Genomic DNA, 24,174 nt, shown 5'->3' with positions numbered 1-24,174 from the left:
AATGAGCGAACTAAGTGTTAACCACTTACTGGGTATTAAGTACTTGCAAAAATCGGATATTGATTTAATTTTTAAAACTGCCGATCATTTTAAAGAAATTATAAACCGACCAATTAAAAAAGTTCCTTCATTACGTGATATTACCATAGCTAACTTATTTTTTGAAAATAGTACAAGAACACGACTTTCTTTTGAGCTTGCCGAGAAACGATTAAGTGCAGACACGATAAACTTTTCAGCTGCATCTTCTTCTGTAAAGAAAGGAGAAACGCTTATCGACACCGTAAACAACATTCTGTCGATGAAGGTGGATATGGTTGTTATGCGACATCCTAATCCTGGAGCGGGAATTTTTCTCTCTAAACATGTTAAGGCAAGTATTGTTAATGCTGGGGATGGAGCGCACGAGCATCCTACACAAGCACTTTTAGATTCTTATTCTATACGAGAACGTTTAGGTGATGTTGAAGGTAAAAATGTAGTAATTGTAGGTGATATTCTTCACAGCAGGGTAGCGCTTTCTAATATTTTTGCGCTAAAACTTCAGGGTGCAAATGTCAAAGTTTGTGGTCCTAAAACTTTAATTCCTAAGTATATTGATTCTTTAGGAGTAGAAGTAGAAACTAACCTGATCAAGGCACTAGAGTGGTGCGATGTTGCTAACATGTTGCGAGTGCAAAATGAGCGAATGGATATTAGCTATTTTCCTTCAACAAGAGAATATACGCAACAATTCGGTTTGAATAAGAAAATCCTCGACAGCTTAAATAAAGAAATTGTAGTTATGCATCCCGGGCCAATTAATCGCGGAGTAGAGATTACGAGTGATGTGGCTGATAGTGATCAGGCAATTATTTTAGATCAGGTTCAAAACGGGGTTGCAGTGAGAATGGCAGTTATTTATTTATTGGCTTCAAAGATCAAACAATAGATTATATTTTTTTAAATTAGTAGATCTTACTTAAAAAGAAGCTGATGAAAATTGAAAAGAAATCAAACTATCTATTAATTACCGATGCACAAGATTCAATAACAGATTTTGCATCGCGTTTAACCGCAAATCATCATGAATTTGAGGGGGAAAACGTCATAATAGATATTTTAAATCATAAGCAGTTAGAATTAGAACAATTACTTGGATTCTTAGAACTTTCAACTGTACATCGCGCCAACAAAAAATCCTTCGTGATTGCTAATAATTCTGTTGATATTGATAAAATTCCAGAAGAATTATTTGTGGCACCAACCTTAAAAGAAGCAGAAGATATTATCCAAATGGAAGAGCTTGAACGAGAGCTGGGATTTTAAATTAATCTTATTTCCGTTTAAACTTACTCTTCATGAAGATCGATATTCTGGGCTGTTATGCAGCCACCCCACGTTCGCTTACCAATCCCACATCGCAGGTCTTAACGATGCAAAATCAATTATTCTTGATTGATTGCGGAGAAGGAACTCAGGTTCAGCTTCGTAAAAATAAGATCAAATTTGGCAAAATAGAGCATATTTTTATTTCTCATCTCCATGGTGATCATTTTTATGGTTTAATAGGCCTTATCTCTACATTTATGCTGCTGAATAGAGAAAAGGAGTTGCATATTTATGGTCCTAAAGGAATTAAAGAAGTGATTCTACTTCAATTGAAGCTATCGAAAGCCTGGACGCCTTATCCACTTTATTTTCACGAATTATCTTCAACAAAGTCAGAGAAAATTTACGAAAATGAAAAACTTTCCGTAGAAACTATTCCGCTAGTGCATAGAGTATATACCAATGGATTTCTGTTTAAAGAAAAAGAGGGAGATCGTAAACTTTTAATTGATGAGGCGCGAAAGTATAAGATCGATGTAACGCTTTTTAAAAGTTTGAAAAAAGGTAAAGATGTAATTTCTGAAGATGGTACACTTATCAAAAATGAGCTGGTAACCGAAGCTGGAGACGCTCCTAAAAGTTATGCGTTTTGTAGTGACACGGCTTTTTCTGAAGAAATTATTCCGCAGATATCGAATATCGATGTGTTGTATCACGAATCTACCTTTTTGCAGGAGCAACTAAAATACGCAGATCCTACTAAGCATAGTACAGCAATGCAGGCGGCTACGATAGCGAAGCGTGCAAACGTGAAAAAGCTTATTTTGGGTCATTATTCTACTCGTTATTCTAATATTGAGCTTTTTAAATCTGAAGCTGAGCAAGTTTTTTCTGATGTTTTATTAGCAGAGGATGGCAAGAGTTTTGAGTTCTAATTCGGAATAAAATAAGCTTCTTTAAATTTTTTGTAAAATATTGATAAAGCTCGACTAAATTTTTCTCGCTTATTTCTAAAACTTGTAAATTGCATTATGCATCGCAGGCGCTATGTCTGCATGTTTTTTAAATCATTAAATAATTTTTAGTTTCAGGTTTTTCCTGTAGCAGCAAAATTTTAAATCGAGTAAAGCTGAAAATAAGCGATGAGTAGAAATCTTCAGGATTATAGACAATCTTACGAGAAAAGTGAATTATTAGAGAGCAGTATTTCAAATAATCCTTTTATATTATTTGAGCAATGGTTTAATGAAACCGAAGTCGAAGGCGGTTCAGGAGAAGTTAATGCAATGACGATTTCTACAATTGGTTTGGATGGTTTTCCAAAAGCTCGGGTAGTACTTCTAAAATCATACAGCAAAGATGGTTTTGTTTTCTACACTAATTTTAATTCTGAAAAAGGAAAATCTATAGCTAATAATCCACATGTTTGTTTATCGTTTTTTTGGCCATCGACAGAGCGGCAGGTAATTGTAAAAGGTTTAGTGGAAAAAGTGGATGAAGAAACTGCCACTAAATATTACCATTCTCGTCCCAGAGGAAGTCAATTAGGCGCCTGGGCTTCCCCGCAAAGTTCAGAAATTGCCTCTAGAGAGGTTTTAGAAGAAAATCTGGCTGAGGTTGAAAATAAATATGAAGGAAAAGAAATTCCAAAACCGGAGCATTGGGGCGGATATATTGTAAAACCTCTAAGTATTGAATTTTGGCAGGGTAGACAAAACAGGTTACATGATCGTATTACTTTTAATTTAGAGGATGCTGAATGGAATTCTAAACGTTTAGCTCCGTAATTATGAAACGTCTAGTTATAATAAGGCACGGTAAATCTTCCTGGAAGCATGATGTTGAAGATGACGAGCGACCTCTTAAAAAAAGGGCTTATAAAGATGCTGAAGTTGTGTTGAACGTCTTTAAAGCATTTTATGATCAAAATATAAATAAAGATAAAGCTGCTTTTTGGAGTAGCCACGCTGTAAGAGCTCACGAGACTGCTAAAATTTTTAAAGATAAACTGGTTATAGATGAAAGCGATTTTGAAGTAAAAGAAAGCTTATATACTTTTAATCATACCAGATTAAAAAAAGTGATTCAAACTGCTTCAGATTCTATAGAAACACTAGTTATTTTTTCTCATAACCCGGCAATCACCAACTTTGTTAATCATGCAGGGCATCGAACCTACGACAATATACCTACCACTGGTCTGTGTGTTATAGAGTTTGATGTTGATAGTTGGCAATCCATTTCATCAGGCAAAACATTATTAACTTTATTTCCAAAGAATTTACGCTAAGTATGCAGGAAAATAAATACATCAATCGCGAATTAAGTTGGCTTCAATTTAATAATAGAGTTTTACAGGAAGCAGAAGACGAATCTGTACCATTAATAGAACGTTTACGATTTTTAGGGATTTTCAGTAATAATTTGGATGAATTTTTTAAAGTCCGTTATGCTACTGTAAAGCGTATTGATCTTGCAGGTAAGACTGGGAAAAGTGCTTTGGGCGGAATAAAAGCAAGCAAATTACTTGAGGATATTACCAAGGAAGTAATCAAACAGCAATCTGAAAGTTTAAAAATATTAGATAAGATTCAGCATCGACTTCGTGATGAACATGGCATTTGTGTGATAAATGAGAAAGAGGTATCTGAATCACAACAAAAATTTGTAAAAGATTATTTTCTATCTCAAGTAAGTCCGGCCCTTGTAACGATCGTTTTAAATGATCTAGAAGAATTGCCCAGCTTAAAGGATAGTGCCGCTTATCTCGCGGTTACTATGGAAATGAAAGCTCCAAAAGCTTCTCGAAAAATAACCAATATCGTTAGCTCTAAAAAGGAGCGCAAGTATGTACTTATAGAAATACCGAGAAGCATCGAGCGTTTCGTGATGTTACCTTCAGACGATGATAAGCGCTATATTATCATCTTGGATGATTTGATTCGGTATAATCTAAATAGTATTTTCAATATTTTCGAATATGAAAATATCTCTGCGCATATGATCAAAATTACTAGGGATGCTGAATTAGATATAGATAGCGACTTGAGTAAAAGTTTTATTGAAAAGATATCAGAAAGTGTAAAAGATCGAATTAAAGGAGATCCCGTTCGTTTTGTTTACGATAAAAATATCGATAAGGATACCTTAAAGTATTTAATGAACAAAATGGGAATTGATCATGCAGATAGTATCATTCCCGGTGGTAGATATCACAATAGGCGTGATTATATGGGATTCCCAAGATTGGGCAGTAAAGAGCTACTTTACGATACTAAAGAAGCGATGCCAATCCCAGGATTAGCATTACAAACCAGCTTGATTAATGGCGTGGGGAAGAAGGATTATCTGCTGTATGCGCCTTACCAGAGTTTCTCATATGTCGTTAAATTTTTACGTGAAGCTGCGCTAGATCCAAGGGTGAAAACAATAAAAATTACCATATACCGACTTGCCAAAATTTCCCACATCGCCAGTTCTTTAATCAATGCGGTAAAAAACGGTAAAAAGGTTTTGGTGCAAATAGAACTAAGAGCGCGTTTTGATGAAGCTGCCAATATCAAATATGCCGAGCAGATGCAGCGAGAAGGCGTGAAGCTTATATTCGGTGTCCCAGGATTAAAAGTTCATTGCAAAACTTGTGTGATAGAGCGTGAAGAAAGCAACGGAAAATTAAAGAAATATGGTTTTATAAGTACTGGAAACTTTAACGAGTCAACTTCTAAATTATATACTGATTATACGCTTTTCACAGCAAATCAGGAGATTTTGAAGGAAGTAAATAAGGTTTTCGACTTTTTTGAAACTAATTATAAAGTAAGTAAATATCGCCATCTAATTGTTTCTCCGCATTATACAAGAGCAACGCTATATAAGCTTATTCAAACTGAAATAGATAATCAATTACAAGGAAAACCAGCCGGAATTAAATTAAAGCTGAACAGCCTTTCAGATTATCCAATGATCGATAAGTTGTATCAGGCAAGTAGAGCGGGAGTAAAGGTGAAATTAATAGTTAGAGGAATTAATTGCTTAATCCCTGGAGTTCCGGGTATGAGTGAGAATATTGAATCTATAAGTATAATCGATAAATATCTGGAACATCCCCGAATTTATATTTTTGAGAATGCAGGGAATGCTAAAGTTTTTATTTCTTCCGCAGATTTAATGAATAGAAATCTAGATAATCGAGTAGAGATTGCTTGTCCTATCTACGATCACGATATCAAGCAGGAAATTATCGATGGTTTCGAAATCAGTTGGAGTGATAACGTGAAAGCACGTGTTTTTTCAGAAAAACAAAATAATGCTTACCGCAAGAAAACAAAACCCAGAATTCGATCCCAGGAAGCCTTATACGATTATTACGTAAATAAGAACGAAAATTTTAAGCAGTGATAGTACAAAAGAATTATGCCGCTATAGATATTGGATCTAACGCTATTAGATTGTTAGTATCCACCATTACTGAAAAAGAAGGAATAGAACCTAACTTTAGAAAAACCTCTTTGGTACGTGTGCCCATTAGATTGGGAGCAGATGTTTTTCTTAAACAAAATATATCTGAAAATAATCAAAATCGGATGTTGGACGCCATGCACGCTTTTAGCTTATTGATGAAAGCTCACGGAGTTGAAAAATACAAAGCCTGTGCAACATCGGCAATGCGAGAAGCAAAAAATGGTGATGAGGTTACGGCTATGCTCAAAGAAAAGACAGGCGTTGAGATTGAAATTATAGACGGTTCTCACGAAGCTGCTATTATTGCTGCTACAGATTTACATGCTTTAATTCAGGATGATCATAATTATCTCTACGTGGATGTTGGTGGTGGGAGCACCGAGTATACTTTTTACAGTAATGGTAAAAGCATCGCATCTCGTTCTTTTAAAGTTGGTACTGTTCGATTATTAAATGATCTTGTAGAGAATAAAACCTGGAGAGAAATGGAATCCTGGGTTAAGGAGCATTCAAAAGGATTAGAAGATATTAGCTTAATCGGTTCTGGGGGGAATATCAATAATATTTTCAAAAATAGTGGTAAAAAGGACGGCAAGCCATTAAGTCTGGCCTATCTTAAAAAGTATGATGAATTACTGAATAGTTATACCTACGAAGAACGAATAACTGAATTAGATTTAAAAAATGACCGTGCAGATGTTATAATTCCTGCTTCTAGGATCTATTTGAATTCTATGAAGTGGGCAAAAGCAGCACAAATTTTTGTTCCTAAAATTGGTTTAGCAGATGGGATTATTAAATCCCTTTACCATTCTAGTTAATTATAATGAATACTACGGAAATAAAAAATGGCGGCAATGATTTACCGCCATTTTAATGTCGTAGAATGAGATTAACCGTGAATAGTTTCCTTGCTTCCTAAACCCTGAATCATTTTTCCTTCAAAGTCTAGAAGGTCGTTCCATTTTTTATCGACGATTTCTCGATCCCCGTATTTTCTGGCGAATTTTAAAAACATCGTATAGTGGTTTGCTTCACTAATCATTAAGTTTTTATAAAATTCGGCTAATTCTTTATCTTCAAGTTTTTCGCTAAGTAATCTAAAGCGTTCACAACTTCGAGCTTCAATAAGTCCCGCAATTAATAATCGATGGATAAGCTGAGTTTCACGGCTTCCACCTTTTGGAAAGAATTTTAAAAGCTGAACTACATATTCGTCTTTACGATCCCAACCCATTTCAATATTACGCTCTAAAATTTTATCATGAACCATTTTAAAATGGCCCATTTCTTCTCGAGATAAAGCTACCATTGCAGTGACCAGTTCTGGATATTCAGGATAGGTTACGATAAGTGAGATCGCTGTTGAAGCCGCTTTTTGCTCACACCAGGCGTGATCTATTAGAATTTCTTCAATATTTTTATTAGCGATATCTGCCCATCTGGGATCTGTAGGAAGTTTTAAACCAAGCATAATTATACGTCTAGATCAAAAGTTGTTCGTAATTTATCCAAAAGCGGATTTTTCTCTTTTAGCTTATTGTATTTTTCTATTGGTGTAAATACAAATTTTTTCGCAGTGGCTTCGTTAACATCGATAACCAAAGAAATTGTAGTGTTTTTTAATCTTCCTTTTAAAAAGCTCATCAATTTATGCTGACCTCTTTCTAAATCAATTTTCATTGATTCTGCCGGCAATTCTAAATGAATTTCATTATTTCCCTTTAATGTAGGAAGGTCAGTTTCTAAGATTGATGCTAAGATTTTCTCCCCGTGTTTTTTTAATCGGTGTACGTAATCATCCCAGGCTGCCTGTACTTGTGTTTCCGAGAACTCCTCAGTCATCACTGCTTCACGTTCTGGAGCTTGATCTCTTACCTGAGCTGCAAGCTCTTTTTTCTTACGAATACTGGCAAGAGAAAGACCAGAAACTCGTTCCTTTTTTATCTCAGGATCGGTTACAGGAGCTGTTTTTGGAGCTTCGTTCTGTTCAGGCTTAATCTTAGTGCTTTCTGTTTCCTTCGGTTCCTCCTCAGAAATTTTTGGTACTTCTTCGCTAAAATATTCCTTATTTTCAGGTTTAGTTTCGGGTAAACAGCTGTCGTTCTCCGTACGATTTTCTACTGAAGGTTGTTGTGATTTTTCAGGAGCCGTGTGATCCTGCCCATATTCGTTATTCCTAATAATCGATTTTTCTTCTTTTGAGATCGATTTTGCAGGTTGTTCGAAATGAGCAGCGGGAACTATTTTAGGACTGCTGTTTTTTTTTTCTCCGTCGAAAGTGACAGAGGCAATTTGCATAAGTGATAACTCGACCAGGAGTCGTTGATTTCTGCTGCTTTTATATTTTAGATCACATTCGTTGGCCAGATTGATAGCCTCTAGCAAAAATTGCTGTGAAGTCTTTTGCGACTGCTCAAAATATTTAGCTTTTGTTTGTTCCCCAACTTCTAAAAGCTGAATAGTTCTTTGGTCTTTACATACCAATAGATCTCTAAAATGAGATGCTAGACCAGCAATAAAATGATGACCATCAAATCCATTGGATAAGATGTCATTAAACAATATCAACAATTGCGGAATATTATTTTCCAGTAACAAGTCGGTAACCTGCATATACGTATCATAATCTAATACGTTCAGGTTTTCAGTTACCGCCTGGCGGGTTAAGTTATTTCCGCTAAAGCTAACTACACGGTCATAAATGGAAAGTGCATCACGCATAGCTCCATCTGCCTTTTGTGCTATAATTTGCAAAGCATCTTCATCTGCAGTTACGCCTTCTTGTTCCGCAATATATTTTAAATATTCTTTAGCATCGGTTACCGTAATTCTTTTGAAATCAAATATTTGGCAACGAGAAAGAATCGTCGGAATAATCTTGTGCTTCTCGGTTGTTGCAAGTATAAAAATCGCGTGTTGTGGCGGTTCTTCAAGGGTTTTAAGAAATGCATTAAAAGCCGAAGTCGATAACATATGAACCTCGTCAATAATATACACTTTATATTTTCCTACTTGCGGCGGAATTCTGACCTGATCGATTAGATTTCGAATATCATCAACCGAGTTGTTAGAGGCGGCATCGAGCTCGAAAATATTAAAAGCAAAATCTTCATCAGGACTTTGGGTACCATCCTGATTAATCATTTTTGCCAAAATACGAGCACAAGTTGTTTTTCCCACACCACGCGGGCCGGTGAACAATAAGGCCTGTGCAAGGTGATTGTGAGCAATAGCATTATCCAGTGTATTGGTAATTGCTTGCTGCCCAACAACATCCTTAAATGTCTGTGGCCTGTATTTACGTGCCGAAACTACAAAATGTTCCATCTAACAAGTTTGAAAGGCAAATATAAAAATCACCTGCTTAACTTCTAAAATCTGAAGTAGTATTTATAAACAAATCATCAATTTTATGAAGATCGAATGAAAGTGAATGTGCTTTATGCTGAGTTATAAATATCAAAAATGTGCTAATTTGAAAATATATTAATTTGTTGATACCTTGATTTGAAGATTATCTTCTAAACTAAAGGCTAAGATTATTGATTTTTGGACTGTTTTTTTAAGCTGACTGCTGATAGATAAAAGATTAAATCTTTTATCTAAACCGTAAACTGAAAGTTTTGCTGACTGCTGAATTATAATATGAAAATGTATCAATTTGTTTATTTGAAAATAGATAATGCGTAAAGTGGTAATTTTAAGACGATTTTCTAGACTTTCGACTAAGATTATTGATTTTTTGAATACATTTTTTAAAGCTGCAAAGCTGACTGCTGATAGCTAAAAGCTTAAAATCTTTTCTGTAAATCGTCTATCGTAAACTGTAAACTTTTCTCTAAACTTTCAACTTAATTTGAATACATTTGCAGCCAAGCAGGTCGGCCCTATCGCTAAGCTCATATTTGCGGCTTAGAGGAAAGTCCGGACACCATAGAGCAGCATAGTGGGTAACGCCCACCGGTCGTGAGGCCAGGACAAGTGCAGCAGAAAGAATGTACAGGTAATGCTGTAGTGAAACCAGGTAAACTCTATGCGGTGCAATGCCATGTAAACCAACATTATCAAATTGCTCGTTTGTCGTTGGAGGGTAGGCAGCTAAAGGTCTTTGGTAACAAAGTTCGTAGATAAATGACAAGGGCATCCTGATGTACTTCAGGGTGAACAGAATCCGGCTTACAGACCTGCTTTTTTATATACCTTCACATAATCTATAAGATATTCCTGAGGGAAAATTTCATCGTCAATCTCTCCTGCCCAGTTTCCGCCAAGTGCCAGATTTATAATCAAGAAAAATGGCTTTCTAAATGGGTTGTTTTCAGTATTCGCTTCATCAATATTAAAAGTATAATAGATATGATCATCAAAAGAAAATTCTATTTTTTCTGAATCCCAATTCATTCCGTAGAGATGAAATTCTTCCGAAGGCGATGTCTTAAGCTTTAATTCACTTCCTTCGCTTTTAATTTCGGCACTTTCTCCTTTAGGATAATGTACTGTAGCATGAATCGTATTTGGATCTTTGCCGACAAATTCTAGAATATCAATTTCGCCACTATAAGGCCATTCGACATCGTAAAAGTTCGATCCGAGCATCCAAATTGCCGGCCAAACACCTTTTCCCTGCGGAAGTTTAGCACGAACTTCAATTTTACCGAAGTTTAGCTCAAATTTTTGGTGCGTATGTAAACTAGCTGAAGTGTAATTCGCTTTTGGAGTGTTGTAACGATAATTCTGAATATCTGGATCGTAATTACGATTTCGATGTTCTTCTTTTCTGGCAATTATTTTTAAAACATCATTCTTAACAACAGCGTTCTTTTTTCTTTTGGTATAGTATTGCTCCTCAAGATTACGAATAAACCCAATTTCATGTGACCATTTATTCTTATCGGGTTTTCCGCGATAATTAAATTCGTCACTCCAAATCAATTCGTATTCCTGAGCGTTTATACTCATAGACAAGAAAGCTAAGATTATAAATAAATAGTGTGAAATATAGGATATCTTACTTCGATTCCTCTTCACCAGATAGTTGAAAAAATGAAAATACAGAGCCACCATATCCTCTTTTCTCTACAAAATTTGGGCCAGTTGATAAATCGGTATGTTTACTCGATTCAATGATTAGCATTCCGCCTTCGGTAAGTAGTTCTTTTTCAAAAACTAGTTCGGCAATTTTTAAAAAATCTTCCGTAGTAAAATTATAAGGAGGATCGGCAAATATTACATCGGCGGTCACAGGAACTCTTTCTAAATACTTAAAAGCATCACTTTTAATAGCAGTGATTGGATAATTTAATTCGGTAGCTGTTTTCTTTATGAATTTAACACATTCAAAATTACCATCTATAGCCGTAATTTGTTCGGCACCTCTTGAAGCAAATTCGTAAGATATGTTACCAGTCCCAGAAAATAGATCCAGCACGCGCAAAGCACTAAAGTGATAATGATTGTTCAGGATATTAAATAATCCCTCTTTTGCCATATCTGTTGTGGGACGTACCGGCAATTTCTTTGGCGCTATAATTCTTCTTCCTTTAGTACTTCCTGAAATGATGCGCATTTAAAGTGTATTTAAAAGTATGTATTCTTCAGATTTGTTGATATTCCAGCCTTCTTCTATTTCGTATGTTATTTCTGAAGATAAAAATTGTATATGCTGAATGTAATCCTGAAGTAATTTGTAAATTTCGTCCTCTTTGTGGATTTCTCCACTCAAATTCAAACTGAATTTTTTAGGGTCTAAGTTTAGTTGCTCTGCTACAAAAAGAAGATAATACAAATAATCTTCTTTGCTCGTATAATTGAAACTATTGCATAATAATAAAACCCCATCTTCAACTGCAAATAAATCAAGCTGTTTATTGCGATTATGAGCGTAAACTTTTATGCCTTTATGATCTTCGAAAGAAAGGAATTTATCGAGTAGGATAGAGAGGTGGTGTGAATATTCAAACTCCCCGTACTTTTCGAAAAAGTAGTTTAGAATATTGGTATAAGGGATATAGATATTTACAATCTGCTTGCTCTCAATTTCGTCTACTGCTACAAAATCGGTTTTAAGAATTTTGGTGTTGAATTTTAGGTATGAAGCAGCTGCATTTTCCTGAAACCATTTTTTAGGCACCAAAGTAAATAAGGTGTTGCAAAAGCATAATTTCACCTCGGAAACAGGAGTTTTAAGCTGTGGCTGTGTATTGTATTCTTCTTCTATTTTCTGAAGAAGATTTACAGGATCCACTTCCTTATCGAAGATTCGTTTGTGATAATAAACAATGGTATTCGTATTTGTATTTAGGATACAAAAAGAAAGTCCATTCAGGCTAACCTGAATGGACAGTTTTAATAAAGTATTTTGTTGATTATTGGTCACCATATGTTTGTGGCCAGTTTCCGGTAGTACTAACTTCTTCCATAGAACCTACCTTGATATAACGGCCATTTACTTCTTCTACAGATTGTGCTTCATTTTCCTGAAGGATTAATTGCTTATCCTGATCGAAAAGAATAACACTTTTAGCAACTCTCGCTTCAAAAACAGGTATTTTGTTACCCCCTTTTGTAATCGATCCTGCCTCTAATTCAATTTTACCATCAGCACCTTCAATTGGAATATTGATCATTTTAGTGTAACGATCACGACTTCCTTTATATAAAGAGTCTTTTACAGGTACGAAACCTAAAGTATCAATAAGTACTTTCTCGATATATTCATCTACACCATAAGCAGCTTTATATTCTTCATCTAAAACTGTAGTATCTCTACGTTGAGTAATAGCAAATTCAGCAGTATCAATAAACTGAACTAAATTGTTGAAATCATCTTCGAAACCACCAACGATTTCTTTATGAGCAAGCTCAGCAGATCTTATGTCTTTAAGGTGTTCAATTACTTTAGGGTAACGTTGTTCTTTAACCTTGTTGAATTGAATTGGTCGGTACACAGCATCGAAAGTTAACCATGCCAGAAAAGCTATAACCGCCCATAATAGTAATTGAATTACAAGTCTCATGCTTTTAAGAAATTTGTTTAAGTTATTAGAGTTATACGACAAATCTACAATTTTTTTTTATTCGTAAAAGTTTCTTGCCTAAAAATCCATGATTATCTTTGGTTTTTTGAAGATTCAGCTATGGAAAAACCGAATGTTTCAGCATTCTACAAAATTTTAATTAATGATTTAGGATTTCAACCGCGTGCAAAACAGGATATTGCGTTACAGCAACTTTCTAAATTTGCTGTAGATGGAACTAATGAAGATCTTTTTTTATTAAAAGGATTTGCAGGAACTGGAAAGACCACGATTATTAGTTCTTTTGTTAAAAATCTGTGGAAAATAAAGAAATCAGGTGTCTTGATGGCACCAACAGGACGCGCAGCGAAGGTAATAGCCAATTATTCGAAACGAGAAGCTTTTACTATTCACAAGAAGATTTATTTTCCTAAGAAAACGGGTGGAAGTGGAGTTCAGTTTGTTTTGCAACCTAACAAGCATAAAAATACGATTTTCATTGTAGATGAAGCTTCCATGATTGCAGACCAGCCGGGAGATTCTAAAAATTTTGATAATGGTTCTTTGCTAGACGACCTTATGGAATATGTTTATAGTGGTCAAAATTGTCAGATTGTTTTTATTGGAGATACCGCGCAGTTACCGCCAGTAAAGATGGAAATGAGTCCGGCTTTAGATCAGGATCAGCTGCGCACCGGATTTTTTAAAGATGTAGGACATATCGAGTTGGATGAGGTCGTACGCCAAAGCGAAGAAAGCGATATTCTCCATAATGCAACACTCATTAGAGAAGCGATACGGGAAGAATTTTACGAAAGTTTCAAATTTGAATTAGGTCCTAAGGCAGATGTAATACGCCTGGTAGATGGTTACGAAATTATGGAAGCCATTCAGGATGCTTATCATACTTTAGGTAATGAGGAATGTAGCATCATTGTTCGATCTAATAAACGAGCGAATCTATATAATCAGCAAATTAGATCCCGAATTATGTTTCAGGAAGAGGAAATTTCAGCGGGTGATTATTTGATGGTTGTTAAGAATAATTACTTCTGGGTAAAACCAACTTCAGAAGCAGGATTTATCGCTAATGGTGATATTGTAAAAGTTTTAGAGATTTTTGCAATCAAAGAGCTTTATGGATTTCGTTTTGCTGAAGTATCCGTGCAAATGGTTGATTATCCTAAAATGAGACCTTTTGAAACCGTTGTAATGTTAGATACATTAACCAGTAATACACCTTCACTTACTTACGAAGAATCGAATCAACTTTACCAAGAGGTGATGAAGGATTATGAAGATGAAACCTCTAAATATAAGAAGTTTCTGAAGGTAAAAAACAATAAATATTTCAATGCGCTGCAGATCAAATTTTCTTACGCTATTACCTGTCACAAAAGTCAGGGTGGGCAATGGAATACCGTTTTTATAGAACAGCCTTATCTACCAAATGGAGTAGGGAAAGAGTATTTGCGATGGTTGTACACTGCAGTAACGCGTGCAACAGATAAACTATATTTAATAGGTTTTAAAGATGATTTTTTTGTAGAGCAGGATTAACGAAATTTAAACAGCTGCAGCTCAATTAAAACCTTAATTTTATAAAAAATAATCAAAATTTTTGATGAAAGAAAGACTTAAGATAATCGCCATGATTCCGGCACGTTATGATGCTTCAAGATTTCCGGGGAAATTAATGGAAGATCTAAACGGAAAGCCGGTGATCCAAAGAACATACGAAGCTGCTAAGAAAACAGGGCTTTTTGACGATGTTTATATTGTTACCGATAGTGATAAGATTTTCGAAACAGCGACAGCTTTTGGTGGGAAAGTAATTAAAAGCAAAGAAGAGCATGATTGTGGTAGTGATCGTTTAGCCGAAGCTGTTCATGATATAGACGTGGACATTGTTGTAAATGTACAGGGAGATGAACCTTTTATAGATAAAGATAGTTTAATACGCCTTCTGAATGTTTTTGCTGATGATGATGCGGCAAGTATAGATCTGGCATCTCTAAAGGTTGGATTAGAAAATAGCGATGATATTACGAATCCTAACAATGTGAAAGTTATTACCGATCATAACGGATATGCATTGTATTTTTCAAGATTTCCAATTCCTTATCCTAGAAATACGGAAGCAAAAGTAATGTACTTTAAGCATATCGGTATTTATGCTTTTCGAAAACAGGCTTTATTAGATTTCTATAATTTACCGATGTTACAGTTAGAAAATGCTGAAAAAATAGAGTGTATTCGCTACTTAGAGTACGGTAAGAATATAAAAATGGTGGAAACCGAAATGCAGACAATAGGTATAGATACTCCTGAAGATTTAGACCGAGCCAGAGATTATTTAAAGAATGAAAATCTCTAGTAAAAAAGATGTTTCTTTCATAGAAAATTATTTAGTTGAAGGAATCAATAAAAAAGGGCAACTTTTATAAAAGTTGCCCTTTTAATTTAGCAATTATTGAATTCTAACTAACAACTAACAACTAACTATTACTAACTGCTTCTTTATAAGTTGAAAGCGCACGCTCTCTAGCTTCTTTATGATCAACCATTTTTTCGGGATAATCATCGGTTCCAAATTCTTCCACCCATTCTTTAATATATTTTTTGTCTTTATCAAATTTTTCAATTTGCGTAGTAGGATTAAATATTCTGAAATAAGGAACGGCATCTACACCACTTCCTGCAACCCATTGCCAGTTTCCTACATTAGACGACATCTCGTAATCCAATAACTTTTCAGCAAAATAGGCTTCACCCCAGCGCCAATCAATAAGAAGGTGTTTACAAAGAAAACTACCCACTAGCATTCTAACACGATTATGCATAAACCCCGATTTGTTTAGTTGTCGCATGCCTGCATCAACTAAAGGATATCCCGTTTTACCGGCTTTCCATTTTTCAAATTCATCTTCGTTATTTCTCCAGTTAATTTTATCGTACTTCTTTTTAAAAGCATCGGTAACTGTCGATGGATTGTGATATAACACCTGCATAAAAAATTCTCGCCAAACTAATTCCTGTAAAAAGGTTTTGTTTTTTTCATTATTCGCAGTTTTTACCATTTTTCTTACGCTTACAGTTCCAAATCGAAGATGAGCGCCTAAGCGACTGGTTCCTTCTTTAGAAGGGATGTTTCGGGTGTCCTCGTATTTTTGAATTTGCGTTGGTGTAGTGTCGTAATCTGGTACTTTTAGGGAAGATTTTTTGAATCCGATATCACTCAGACTTAAATTTGGTAATCTTGAATTCTGAATCAAATTGTCCAGATATTGACTAGTGTAATGAATTTTAAGATCCATCTCTTTAAAATGCTGCATCCAGGTTCTCATATAGGGCGTGTAGACTACATATGGATCGCCATCGCCTTTTACCACCTCACTCTTTTCAAAAATTACCTGATCTTTGAAAGTTTCAAAATCTACTTCATTTTCCTCTAATAATTGCTGAATTTCTTCATCTCGATCTTTTGCGTAGGGCTCGTAATCGCGATTCGTAAAGACTTTTTCAATTTCATAATCCTTCAGAAGTTGATTAAATATTTCTGAAGGTTTTCCATGAAGCATGGCTATAGAAGAATTGTAATTATCCTGAAGTTCACTTCGCATTTTCTGAAGCGTTTCAAAAATAAAAGTAACTCGGGCGTCATCTTCTGGTAAGCTATCTAAAATTTCAGAATCAAATATAAAAATAGGTAAGACGGGATTTTCGCTTTTTAAAGCTTCTAAAAATCCTACATTATCATCCAATCGTAAATCTCTTCTAAACCAAAATATATTTACTCTTTCTTTACCCATTATGAAATGTTTAGCGTTGAAAGTCCGCCGTCAACTCCAATTATCTGTCCAGTCATCCAGCTACTGTCATCGCTTAATAAAAATGCAGCTATGCTCGCGATATCGTTCGTAGTTCCAACTCTTTTAAGCGGGTGTCTTTCGCTCATCTTTTCTTTTTTCTTATCGTTATTTAATAGTTTTTGGGCTAGAGGGGTGTCGGTTAAAGAAGGCGCAATTACGTTCACTCTTAGGTTAGGTGCATATTCTGCCGCTAGAGATTTTGCAAATCCCTCGATAGCTCCTTTCGCCGCAGCCACACTAGTATGAAATGGCATGCCTACTTTTACCGCAACCTTGCTAAAGAAAACAAGACTCGCTTTATCTGCTTCTTTCAATTTGGGGATCAATGCATTTACAACTTTGATTAATCCGAAGAAATTTAATTGCATTTCTTCCTCAAAATCTTTTGGTTTGAGCATTTTGAAAGGTTTCAAATTTATGCTTCCGGGGCAATAAACCAAACCGTCAATTTGATCTGGTAAATCGAGTGTAGAAATATCATCTTCTAAAACATCGAATTTTAAATGTGTAATGTCCAGATCTTCTAAATCTCCCTTATTTCTGGAAGCAACATATACATTGTTACTTTCATGTAGCTTTTTTGCAATTTCGTATCCAATTCCTGTTGAACCTCCAACTAATAGTATATTTTTTTTCATGCTTAATCTAATATATCTTGTTTCAAAGTAGCCTCTTTACCTGAGGTAGGTTCTTTGTATTCTCCAAAGAGTTCATTCAGTCTTTTTTTACGATACTCGAATATTTCGTTGAGCTTGGGTTTAACCATAAAAGGATGCGCTAAATTGCCCAATTTGCCCATTGGTAGTTTATAATCCACAATGTCTTCCATTTCTACACCACCTTCTATTTCTTTAATAAAGTGCTTATGATGCCATAGTGCGTAAGGTCCAAAACGTTGTTCATCAACAAAATACTCTCCCTCTTTAACATGAGTAATTTCTGTAACCCATTTTGTTTTTATACCCGCAATTGGAGTGACAATGTATTGAATAATCTGACCTTCGAACATAGGACGATCTCCACCAGAAGTAATATCAAAGCCCATATAATCTGGCGTAATTACTTTTAGATTTTTAGGATCAGATAAAAATTCCCAGGCTTTTTGTTTAGAAATAGGTAATTTTTGAAAGGTGTGAATCTGGTACATTTCTTAGCAGTTTTTTCGTTGGAATAAAACTACAATTAGAAATGTTTAATTGAAAATGATTAAAGTTAAACAAATTGTAAATGATTTCATTTTGTTCTTGAAACTGAGATTCTGAATTCGTAAAATTGAAATTGTAAGTATCTTTAAACAAATTAAATTACGCGATAATGAAAAAATTACTACAATTATTTATTCTTTGTTTGGGTATTACGGTATCTGCACAAATAAAAGCACCACAGCCAAGTCCTTCGGCTAAAGTGGAGCAGATGGTAGGTTTAAGTACTGTAACTTTAGATTATTCTCGTCCTGCGATGCGCGGAAGAACAATTTTCGGAGATCTTGTGCCTTTTGGAGAAATCTGGAGAACAGGAGCAAATGAAAATACGGTAATCAGTTTTTCTGACGATGCAAAGATTGATGGAAAAATGCTGAAAGCCGGGAAATACGCTATTTACACGATCCCAAATAAAGATAGCTGGGACGTGATGTTTTACAAATCGACCAATAATTGGGGAAATCCTCAAAATTGGGACGATAATATGGTGGCGTTAAAAGTTAAAGCTGAGGTTGTTAAAATTCCAATGGAAATGCAAAGCTTTACCATTTTAATCGATGAGATTACTACCGACGGTGCTAATCTAAATTTCTTATGGGAAAATACAGTAGCTTATATAAAGTTCACAGTTCCTACTGATGAAAAAACGATGGCTAGTATCGATAAAGTGATGAACGGCCCAGGCGCAGCAGATTACTATGCAGCGGCCGCATATTATCATGATGCTGGTAAAGATTTGAACAAAGCTTGGGATTGGATTACCAAAGCTACTGAGGCTAATCCGGATGCATATTGGATGCAGAGAAAAAAATCTCTAATCGCTGCTGATATGGGCAAAAAGGATAAAGCAATAGAAGCAGCTAAAAAATCTTTAGCAGCTGCAGAAAAGACTGGAAATAAAGATTACGTAAAAATGAATAAAGATTCTCTAAAAGAGTGGGGCGCAAAATAGTTCCATTAAAATATCTTAAAATAAAAAAAGCTGTTCTCCCGAACAGCTTTTTTATTTTGCTTACTGATTTTATCAATATTCTAAACCAATTTTCTCTCTAACTTGGTCTAAAGTTTCGATAAGCTCTAAACTTTTAGCGAAAGTCATATCGGTGCTTTCTTTTCGGTTTTCTCGAAGCATTTCTCCCACGTGTTCAGCTTCAAAGTTGTATCCGTTAGCAGTTACCCCAAACTCTTTGGTAAAGCTATCGGTAGGTGTTGTAATTACTACCGAACTTGGATTGTGAAACCTGGGTGTTATATAAATTTCAGCTTTTTCCAGCTTTATGGTTGCGGCAACATCGGTTTCTTTATCAACAAAGCTATAAAGTTCAGCTTTTACGTTTTCAGGATAAGTGAAAGTAGCATGGCATCTGGCATCTACTTCAGTTTTAGTCATTTCAGCAGTAGCTTCAATCTTTTTAGGTTTTCCTAAAAAGCTCAGCGCAGCAAATATTGGATAAATCCCGATGTCTAATAAACTGCCACCACCCAAAGATTTGTTATAAATTCTGCTTTCAGGATCAAATGGAGCATTAAACCCGAAGTCGGCTTCCATAGAAAGCACTTTTCCGTATTTACCAGATTTAATGATTTCCGAAGTATATTTAAAATGAGGCAAAAAGTTGGTCCACATAGCTTCCATCAAAAACGTGTCCTGTTTTTGTGCAAAATTGATCATCTCTTTTACCTGCTCTTTATTCATGGCAAAAGGTTTTTCGCATAAGACCGCTTTTTTATGTTTCAGGCAAAGCAACGTGTGTTCGTGATGAAAAACATGCGGAGTTGCGACATATACCGCATCTACTTCAGGATCATTTAGCATTTCAGTATAACTTCCGTAGGCATTATCTGCACCCATTTCTTCAGCAAAATCTTTCGCTTTGTCTAGAGATCTGCTGGCTGCAGCATACAAATTTGCGTTAGGAACATGTTCTAATCCCAAAGCAAACTTTTTAGCGATTTTTCCAGGGCCTAAAATAGCCCAGTTGATTATTTTAGTCATCGTTATGCGGTTTTAGTATTTGTAGTTGTGGTTTGAATGATTAAGGCGATTGACATCACCAAAAAGCATCCAAGAACATTCAGCCATAAATAGGGTAGAACATCTAAAAAAAACACAGCTATTACAATTAATTGTGTAATTATTGCTGAAATAAAAACGGAATTACTTTTTACAAATTTTATAAAAAATGCCAAAAGGAATATTCCCAGAACATTGCCGTAAAATATAGATCCGATAATATTTACAAGCTGAATTAAATTATCAAAAAGATTGGCAAAACTGGCAAATAAAATGGCTAAAGCTCCCCACAATAAGGTGAACCATTTTGATGCTTTTAGATAATGATTTTCATCCTTTTCGCTCTTTATATTTCTGCGATAAAGATCCATTGTTGTCGTCGAAGCTAACGCATTAAGCTCTGATGCCGTAGAAGACATAGCAGCACATAAAATTACCGCAAGCAAAAGCCCAATAGCGCCACGTGGTAAATTATTTAAGATGAAATGAATAAATACGTAATCTTTATCATTACTCTCTGCATTGCTTTTTGCAGCATCGATAAACGTTTTGGCCTTTTCGCGGTTATCAAATTCCTTGGTATTTAATGCTGAAAGTTGATCTTTAAATTGCTGATTCTCGCTTTCAGAAAGCTGGTCGAGTTGTTCAGCATAACTTAGTGTGAGTTCTTTTTTCTCCTGCAAAAGTTCCCGGTGGTTGACCATCAGATCTTCATACTGTTCTGCATAATCTGAATCCAAAACTGCTTCGGTTGCTGCTGGATTAAAGTTAAGTGGTGTATCATTAAATTGATAGAAAACAAAAACCATCACACCAACTAACAAAATGAAAAATTGTAATGGCACTTTTAGCATTCCGTTAAAAACCATTCCTAACTGACTTTCTCTTACACTTCTTCCTGAAAGATAGCGTTGCACCTGACTTTGATCGGTACCAAAATAAGAAAGAGAAAGAAATGTACCACCTATAATTCCGCTCCAAAAGGTGTAGCGGTTATTAAAATCGAAAGAAAAATCTAGAACATTCATTTTACCTTCACTACCGGCAATTTCTAATGCTTTTGTAAAAGTGACATTCTCTGGCAGGTAATGAAGAATGATAAAAAATGTAGCAATCATCCCCGTCAAAATAACTGCCATTTGTTGTTTATGGGTAACACTTACTGCTTTGGTGCCTCCAGAAACAGTATAAATAATTACTAATATTCCTATTAATAAATTAAGCGTGGTAAGATCCCAACCTAAAACAGCAGAAAGAATTATGGCCGGAGCAAAAATGGTTAACCCCGCTGCTAATCCTCGCTGAATCAAAAATAGTAGAGCAGTTAAAACTCTGGTCTTTTGATCGAATCTGGTTTCTAAATATTCATAAGCGGTATAAACCTTTAGGCGGTGATAAATAGGAATAAAAACAATACAAATAATGACGATCGCTATAGGTACACCAAAATAAAATTGAACAAAGCCCATCCCATCGTTAAAGGCTTGGCCTGGTGTAGATAAAAAGGTAATCGCACTCGCTTGGGTTGCCATCACAGAAAGACCAATGGTCCACCATTGAGCATCGTTACCACCTTTAATATAATCCTGAACGTTTTTGCTACCGCGAGATTTATAAACTCCATACCATACAATCGAACTAATGGTAACTATTAAAATTATCCAGTCAATTAATTGCATGTTAAGCGAAAGATTTCATTATAAAATAAAACGCAATAATATAAATTGCGTTCGCGATAAGGACAGCGGTATATCGCATTTTCCATTCGTATTTATCTGGCTTTTCTTCCATTATTTTCCTAAAGAAAGCAAGTTAGCAAAAAGGCGGTACGATCCTGCAACTCCCGCAGGAAATTGTCTAAAGAAACTCAAGCCGGTATACACATAATGTCCTTCCCCATATTTGGCAATCAATAAACTTCCCTGAGTAGCTTCTTCGTTTTTATCGTGCATGGATAAGACTGTTTGGTAATTCTCATTCCAGGTATGTGGAAAATAGAGTCCGCGTTCTTGCACCCATCCTTCAAAATCGCTTTTAGTTATTTTGTTAGGTGAATTTAAAGCGGGGGAATCTGGATTTACAAAAGAAACTTCTGCATCTTCCTCAGTAACGCGATCGTAGGATAATTCGAATGGATATGGTCCAATTTGGTTTACAGTAACGCCGCGATCCTTGTTATATTGAGAAATTAATGTTCCGCCATTTTTTACATAATTCATTAATTCGGCGTTTTTATAGCGAAGTTCTTCTAAGATATTATACGCTCTTATTCCGGTAACTACGGCATCATATTTTGCAAGTGTTTTAGCATTTATAGCAGCAGGAGATAGTACACTTACATTATAACCAATTTGGCGTAAACTTTCTGGAACAACATCCCCAGCACCTGCGATATAAGCAATATTCTCTCCTTTTTTCTGAATATTTATTTTTGCTAATTTCAATTTTGCAGGAATCACTAATGTTTGAATCGGAATATGAGGATAATCTATAATGCTTACTTCATCTTTATATATTTTTCCTGAAATTTCAAATTGGGGATTAATCCAAATTTCACTTTGCTCTGAAGGTGGAGTGATTTTAAAAGAATAAGTTAAACTAATTCCTTTTTGTGGAAGATTAACCGTTTCAGATTTAGGTGATATTTGCCATTCTGAAGGTAAATTCAGTTTTAGTTTTCCCTGAATATTATCTTTTTCCGCAGTAACTTTTACCTTAATAGTTTTACTTTTCTCGTTAGGAAAAAGAATGACATCCTCTAAAAAACCAACCGAAACTGCCGGAATGATCTCAAAATTCTCATAATTTTCTCCGCTTACATTATCGTTGTACTTATAAACGATGTCTTTTTTAAAAGCAATATCAGTTCCATTGATTGCCATATTAAAAGTTACGCTAGTTTGATGCGGAGTTGCGGGATTGCCAATTAACTTTTGGTCATCAACGCGATACATTCCAACGCTACCTTCCTTGTTTAACCAATATGGCGAAGTATACTCAAGATCTTTATCAAGCTGATATTCGTAAGATTTTTGCCAATCTTCATTATTTTGAAGAGTAGTTCCGATTTCTACAATTTTATTTTGAGGATGTAGCGTGAGATTTTTCAACTTCACTTCGGTAGTACTTCTATTGATTGCTTCAATATTGATCTTTATTTGGTCGCCCGGAGAAGCAAATTCTGAAGCAGCTATCGCTTCAATATAAAGTCCGGCGCATGCCTCGATAATCTCTTTTATTTCTTCAGTTTTAATTTGCTTCCAGTGTTCATCTTTTAAATTCTGAATTAAGTCGTAAGCTTTTAAAAGCTCAGCTAAGCTTGCTGAAGGATCTGTAAAATCAAAGTTATCTTGAACATCGATTAAAATCTCTCCAATTTTAGCTCCACCTTCAAGGCGACTCCAGCTGGTATTTATTCCTGAAAAAATATCTTCTTTTGAAGCCGGTTGGGATCCTTTGATGAGTTCCAGATATTCCATCTGGCTCCCACGAGAACCGGTACTTCCAAAACCTTGAGATTGATGCTGACTACGACTTAACGAAGCAATTTCTGGATTAGACAATCCTCTTAGCGGAAAATAAACGCCGGTATCGAAAGTTAGATATTTCTCGTCTTTTGTAGCCTTTTGAAAAGCTTCCTGATTTTTAAAAAACCATGAAGAAGTATTGAAAAATAATCGTTCAGGTTGCCATGCATCGGTATATTCTAATTGCTCAGGATAAACAGATTTATCTTTAGTAATATCAAAAGCCTCTACACTTAAAATTGCAGAAGACGTATGATGACCGTGTGTGCTGCCTGGTGTGCGATGGTCAAAACGATTGATAATTACATCGGGTTTAAAATTTCTGATCACCCATACCACGTCACTTAAAACTTCCTCTTTATTCCAGGTTTTTAAAGTTTCCTCTGGATTTTTAGAATATCCAAAATCATTTGCGCGACTAAAGAATTGCTGACCGCCATCGATTCGGCGTGCGGCGAGTAACTCTTGCGTTCTTATTAAACCTAGTTTTTCTCTAATTTCAGAACCAATAAGATTTTGCCCGCCATCACCCCGCGTTAAAGAAAGATAAGCAGTTCTAGCATGTTTTTCGTTGGAGAAATAGGAGATGAGTCGGGTGTTTTCATCATCTGGATGAGCCGCTAAATATAAAACCGAACCAAGAAAATTCAGTTTTTCGATTTTCTCATAAATTTCTGAAGCACTGAGCTTTTTAGGAGCCTGAGCCGATGTTTTTAAACTTATAATTAAAATGAAAAAGAGTAGGAGTCTGCGCATGTTTATGCCTGG

21 protein-coding genes, 1 other RNA gene and 1 pseudogene are annotated in these 24,174 nt (G+C 35.4%); 11 read left to right on the top strand and 12 right to left on the bottom strand.

The window, feature by feature from the left end:
• Nucleotide 1 precedes the first annotated feature (1 nt).
• The 7 genes from QWY91_RS06670 to QWY91_RS06640 all read left to right on the top strand — a co-directional run bounded on the left by QWY91_RS06670 (nt 2) and on the right by QWY91_RS06640 (nt 6,593).
• Nucleotides 2-931, top strand: coding sequence for an aspartate carbamoyltransferase catalytic subunit (locus QWY91_RS06670; RefSeq protein WP_290232879.1), 930 nt, complete (start codon nt 2-4; stop codon nt 929-931).
• A 44-nt stretch (nt 932-975) separates the two neighbouring features.
• Nucleotides 976-1,308: a ribonuclease Z gene (locus QWY91_RS06665; protein WP_290232877.1), complete on the top strand. Its 333-nt coding sequence runs from the start codon at nt 976-978 to the stop codon at nt 1,306-1,308.
• 32 nt (nt 1,309-1,340) lie between these two features.
• A complete protein-coding gene (locus QWY91_RS06660; RefSeq protein ID WP_290232873.1) occupies nt 1,341-2,246 on the top strand; it encodes a ribonuclease Z in 906 nt (301 codons plus the stop codon).
• A 207-nt stretch (nt 2,247-2,453) separates the two neighbouring features.
• Nucleotides 2,454-3,098: a pyridoxamine 5'-phosphate oxidase gene (pdxH, locus tag QWY91_RS06655; RefSeq protein ID WP_290232871.1), complete on the top strand. Its 645-nt coding sequence runs from the start codon at nt 2,454-2,456 to the stop codon at nt 3,096-3,098.
• Nucleotides 3,099-3,100: 2 nt separating this feature from the next.
• Complete coding sequence (locus QWY91_RS06650; RefSeq protein WP_290232868.1) at nt 3,101-3,601, top strand: SixA phosphatase family protein; 501 nt, start codon at nt 3,101-3,103, stop codon at nt 3,599-3,601.
• 2 nt (nt 3,602-3,603) lie between these two features.
• Nucleotides 3,604-5,709, top strand: coding sequence for a polyphosphate kinase 1 (ppk1, locus tag QWY91_RS06645; protein ID WP_290232866.1), 2,106 nt, complete (start codon nt 3,604-3,606; stop codon nt 5,707-5,709).
• Nucleotides 5,706-6,593, top strand: a complete 888-nt coding sequence (locus QWY91_RS06640; protein ID WP_290232863.1) for a Ppx/GppA phosphatase family protein — start codon at nt 5,706-5,708, stop codon at nt 6,591-6,593. The genes ppk1 and QWY91_RS06640 overlap by 4 nt, the downstream gene beginning before the upstream one ends.
• A gap of 71 nt (nt 6,594-6,664) precedes the next feature.
• Here the strand turns inward: QWY91_RS06640 and QWY91_RS06635 are convergent, their stop codons facing one another.
• Together QWY91_RS06635 and QWY91_RS06630 are read right to left on the bottom strand one after the other, a co-directional pair.
• A complete protein-coding gene (locus QWY91_RS06635; protein WP_290232860.1) occupies nt 6,665-7,246 on the bottom strand; it encodes a MiaE family protein in 582 nt (193 codons plus the stop codon).
• Between the two features lie 2 nt (nt 7,247-7,248).
• The gene (locus tag QWY91_RS06630) at nt 7,249-9,102 is read right to left on the bottom strand and encodes a DNA polymerase III subunit gamma/tau (protein WP_290232858.1); all 1,854 of its coding nucleotides are present in this window, start codon (nt 9,100-9,102) and stop codon (nt 7,249-7,251) included.
• A 546-nt stretch (nt 9,103-9,648) separates the two neighbouring features.
• Between QWY91_RS06630 and rnpB the strand changes: the two genes are divergently transcribed.
• An RNA gene (gene rnpB, locus QWY91_RS06625) (RNase P RNA component class A) lies at nt 9,649-9,970 on the top strand.
• Between the two features lie 59 nt (nt 9,971-10,029).
• Here rnpB and QWY91_RS06620 read toward each other — a convergent pair.
• The 4 genes and pseudogenes from QWY91_RS06620 to QWY91_RS06605 form a co-directional block, all read right to left on the bottom strand.
• Nucleotides 10,030-10,734, bottom strand: a pseudogene (locus QWY91_RS06620) (glycoside hydrolase family 16 protein); the annotation flags it as partial.
• A gap of 49 nt (nt 10,735-10,783) precedes the next feature.
• Nucleotides 10,784-11,341, bottom strand: coding sequence for an RsmD family RNA methyltransferase (locus QWY91_RS06615; RefSeq protein ID WP_290232855.1), 558 nt, complete (start codon nt 11,339-11,341; stop codon nt 10,784-10,786).
• On the bottom strand, nt 11,342-12,154 hold the full coding sequence (locus QWY91_RS06610) for a DUF3822 family protein (RefSeq protein ID WP_290232853.1): 813 nt from the start codon (nt 12,152-12,154) through the stop codon (nt 11,342-11,344). It lies immediately after the preceding gene.
• Nucleotides 12,141-12,791 carry a hypothetical protein gene (locus QWY91_RS06605; RefSeq protein WP_290232850.1) on the bottom strand — a complete coding sequence of 217 codons (651 nt, stop codon included), beginning with the start codon at nt 12,789-12,791 and terminating at the stop codon, nt 12,141-12,143. Before QWY91_RS06605 ends, QWY91_RS06610 begins: the two co-directional genes overlap by 14 nt.
• Nucleotides 12,792-12,911: 120 nt before the next feature.
• On the opposite strand from QWY91_RS06605, the gene QWY91_RS06600 reads away from it, so the two are divergent.
• A complete protein-coding gene (locus QWY91_RS06600; protein ID WP_290232847.1) occupies nt 12,912-14,351 on the top strand; it encodes an ATP-dependent DNA helicase in 1,440 nt (479 codons plus the stop codon).
• Between the two features lie 64 nt (nt 14,352-14,415).
• Complete coding sequence (gene kdsB, locus QWY91_RS06595) at nt 14,416-15,168, top strand: 3-deoxy-manno-octulosonate cytidylyltransferase (protein ID WP_290232845.1); 753 nt, start codon at nt 14,416-14,418, stop codon at nt 15,166-15,168.
• Between the two features lie 121 nt (nt 15,169-15,289).
• Here the strand turns inward: kdsB and QWY91_RS06590 are convergent, their stop codons facing one another.
• The 3 genes from QWY91_RS06590 to QWY91_RS06580 are packed head-to-tail and all read right to left on the bottom strand — an operon-like array spanning nt 15,290 to nt 17,810.
• Entirely contained in the window at nt 15,290-16,603 is a 1,314-nt protein-coding gene (locus QWY91_RS06590) for a cryptochrome/photolyase family protein (RefSeq protein WP_290232843.1), read from the bottom strand.
• Nucleotides 16,603-17,301, bottom strand: coding sequence for an SDR family NAD(P)-dependent oxidoreductase (locus QWY91_RS06585; RefSeq protein WP_290232841.1), 699 nt, complete (start codon nt 17,299-17,301; stop codon nt 16,603-16,605). Before QWY91_RS06585 ends, QWY91_RS06590 begins: the two co-directional genes overlap by 1 nt.
• Before the next feature lie 2 nt (nt 17,302-17,303).
• The gene (locus QWY91_RS06580; RefSeq protein ID WP_290232839.1) at nt 17,304-17,810 is read right to left on the bottom strand and encodes an SRPBCC family protein; all 507 of its coding nucleotides are present in this window, start codon (nt 17,808-17,810) and stop codon (nt 17,304-17,306) included.
• Nucleotides 17,811-17,977: 167 nt separating this feature from the next.
• On the opposite strand from QWY91_RS06580, the gene QWY91_RS06575 reads away from it, so the two are divergent.
• Complete coding sequence (locus QWY91_RS06575; RefSeq protein ID WP_290232836.1) at nt 17,978-18,817, top strand: DUF2911 domain-containing protein; 840 nt, start codon at nt 17,978-17,980, stop codon at nt 18,815-18,817.
• A 72-nt stretch (nt 18,818-18,889) separates the two neighbouring features.
• On the opposite strand, the gene QWY91_RS06570 is transcribed toward QWY91_RS06575, so the two are convergent.
• The 3 genes from QWY91_RS06570 to QWY91_RS06560 all read right to left on the bottom strand — a co-directional run bounded on the left by QWY91_RS06570 (nt 18,890) and on the right by QWY91_RS06560 (nt 24,162).
• Nucleotides 18,890-19,861, bottom strand: a complete 972-nt coding sequence (locus QWY91_RS06570; protein WP_290232833.1) for a Gfo/Idh/MocA family protein — start codon at nt 19,859-19,861, stop codon at nt 18,890-18,892.
• 2 nt (nt 19,862-19,863) lie between these two features.
• Nucleotides 19,864-21,558 (bottom strand): sodium:solute symporter family protein, encoded by a 1,695-nt coding sequence (locus QWY91_RS06565; protein WP_290232831.1) that lies wholly within the window; start codon nt 21,556-21,558, stop codon nt 19,864-19,866.
• 111 nt (nt 21,559-21,669) lie between these two features.
• Nucleotides 21,670-24,162, bottom strand: coding sequence for a PIG-L family deacetylase (locus QWY91_RS06560; RefSeq protein ID WP_290232829.1), 2,493 nt, complete (start codon nt 24,160-24,162; stop codon nt 21,670-21,672).
• Nucleotides 24,163-24,174 lie beyond the last annotated feature (12 nt).

This window comes from Zunongwangia endophytica (assembly GCF_030409505.1).
In the GTDB taxonomy this organism is placed as follows: Bacteria; Bacteroidota; Bacteroidia; order Flavobacteriales; family Flavobacteriaceae; genus Zunongwangia; species Zunongwangia endophytica.
Note: the sequence above shows the minus strand (reverse complement) of the source record. Positions and strands in the feature narration are given on the sequence as shown.

What these genes read in the sequence shown, in the direction of transcription:
- pdxH (WP_290232871.1), top strand. Translation starts at nt 2,454, where the DNA reads ATGAGTAGAAATCTTCAGGATTATAGACAATCTTACGAGAAAAGTGAA.
- kdsB (WP_290232845.1), top strand. Translation starts at nt 14,416, where the DNA reads ATGAAAGAAAGACTTAAGATAATCGCCATGATTCCGGCACGTTATGAT.
- QWY91_RS06630 (WP_290232858.1), bottom strand. Translation starts at nt 9,102, where the DNA reads ATGGAACATTTTGTAGTTTCGGCACGTAAATACAGGCCACAGACATTT.
- QWY91_RS06635 (WP_290232860.1), bottom strand. Translation starts at nt 7,246, where the DNA reads ATGCTTGGTTTAAAACTTCCTACAGATCCCAGATGGGCAGATATCGCT.
- QWY91_RS06570 (WP_290232833.1), bottom strand. Translation starts at nt 19,861, where the DNA reads ATGACTAAAATAATCAACTGGGCTATTTTAGGCCCTGGAAAAATCGCT.
- QWY91_RS06575 (WP_290232836.1), top strand. Translation starts at nt 17,978, where the DNA reads ATGAAAAAATTACTACAATTATTTATTCTTTGTTTGGGTATTACGGTA.
- QWY91_RS06600 (WP_290232847.1), top strand. Translation starts at nt 12,912, where the DNA reads ATGGAAAAACCGAATGTTTCAGCATTCTACAAAATTTTAATTAATGAT.
- QWY91_RS06615 (WP_290232855.1), bottom strand. Translation starts at nt 11,341, where the DNA reads ATGCGCATCATTTCAGGAAGTACTAAAGGAAGAAGAATTATAGCGCCA.
- QWY91_RS06585 (WP_290232841.1), bottom strand. Translation starts at nt 17,301, where the DNA reads ATGAAAAAAAATATACTATTAGTTGGAGGTTCAACAGGAATTGGATAC.
- QWY91_RS06650 (WP_290232868.1), top strand. Translation starts at nt 3,101, where the DNA reads ATGAAACGTCTAGTTATAATAAGGCACGGTAAATCTTCCTGGAAGCAT.
- QWY91_RS06610 (WP_290232853.1), bottom strand. Translation starts at nt 12,154, where the DNA reads ATGGTGACCAATAATCAACAAAATACTTTATTAAAACTGTCCATTCAG.
- QWY91_RS06565 (WP_290232831.1), bottom strand. Translation starts at nt 21,558, where the DNA reads ATGCAATTAATTGACTGGATAATTTTAATAGTTACCATTAGTTCGATT.
- ppk1 (WP_290232866.1), top strand. Translation starts at nt 3,604, where the DNA reads ATGCAGGAAAATAAATACATCAATCGCGAATTAAGTTGGCTTCAATTT.
- QWY91_RS06660 (WP_290232873.1), top strand. Translation starts at nt 1,341, where the DNA reads ATGAAGATCGATATTCTGGGCTGTTATGCAGCCACCCCACGTTCGCTT.
- QWY91_RS06670 (WP_290232879.1), top strand. Translation starts at nt 2, where the DNA reads ATGAGCGAACTAAGTGTTAACCACTTACTGGGTATTAAGTACTTGCAA.
- QWY91_RS06665 (WP_290232877.1), top strand. Translation starts at nt 976, where the DNA reads ATGAAAATTGAAAAGAAATCAAACTATCTATTAATTACCGATGCACAA.
- QWY91_RS06560 (WP_290232829.1), bottom strand. Translation starts at nt 24,162, where the DNA reads ATGCGCAGACTCCTACTCTTTTTCATTTTAATTATAAGTTTAAAAACA.
- QWY91_RS06605 (WP_290232850.1), bottom strand. Translation starts at nt 12,791, where the DNA reads ATGAGACTTGTAATTCAATTACTATTATGGGCGGTTATAGCTTTTCTG.
- QWY91_RS06590 (WP_290232843.1), bottom strand. Translation starts at nt 16,603, where the DNA reads ATGGGTAAAGAAAGAGTAAATATATTTTGGTTTAGAAGAGATTTACGA.
- QWY91_RS06580 (WP_290232839.1), bottom strand. Translation starts at nt 17,810, where the DNA reads ATGTACCAGATTCACACCTTTCAAAAATTACCTATTTCTAAACAAAAA.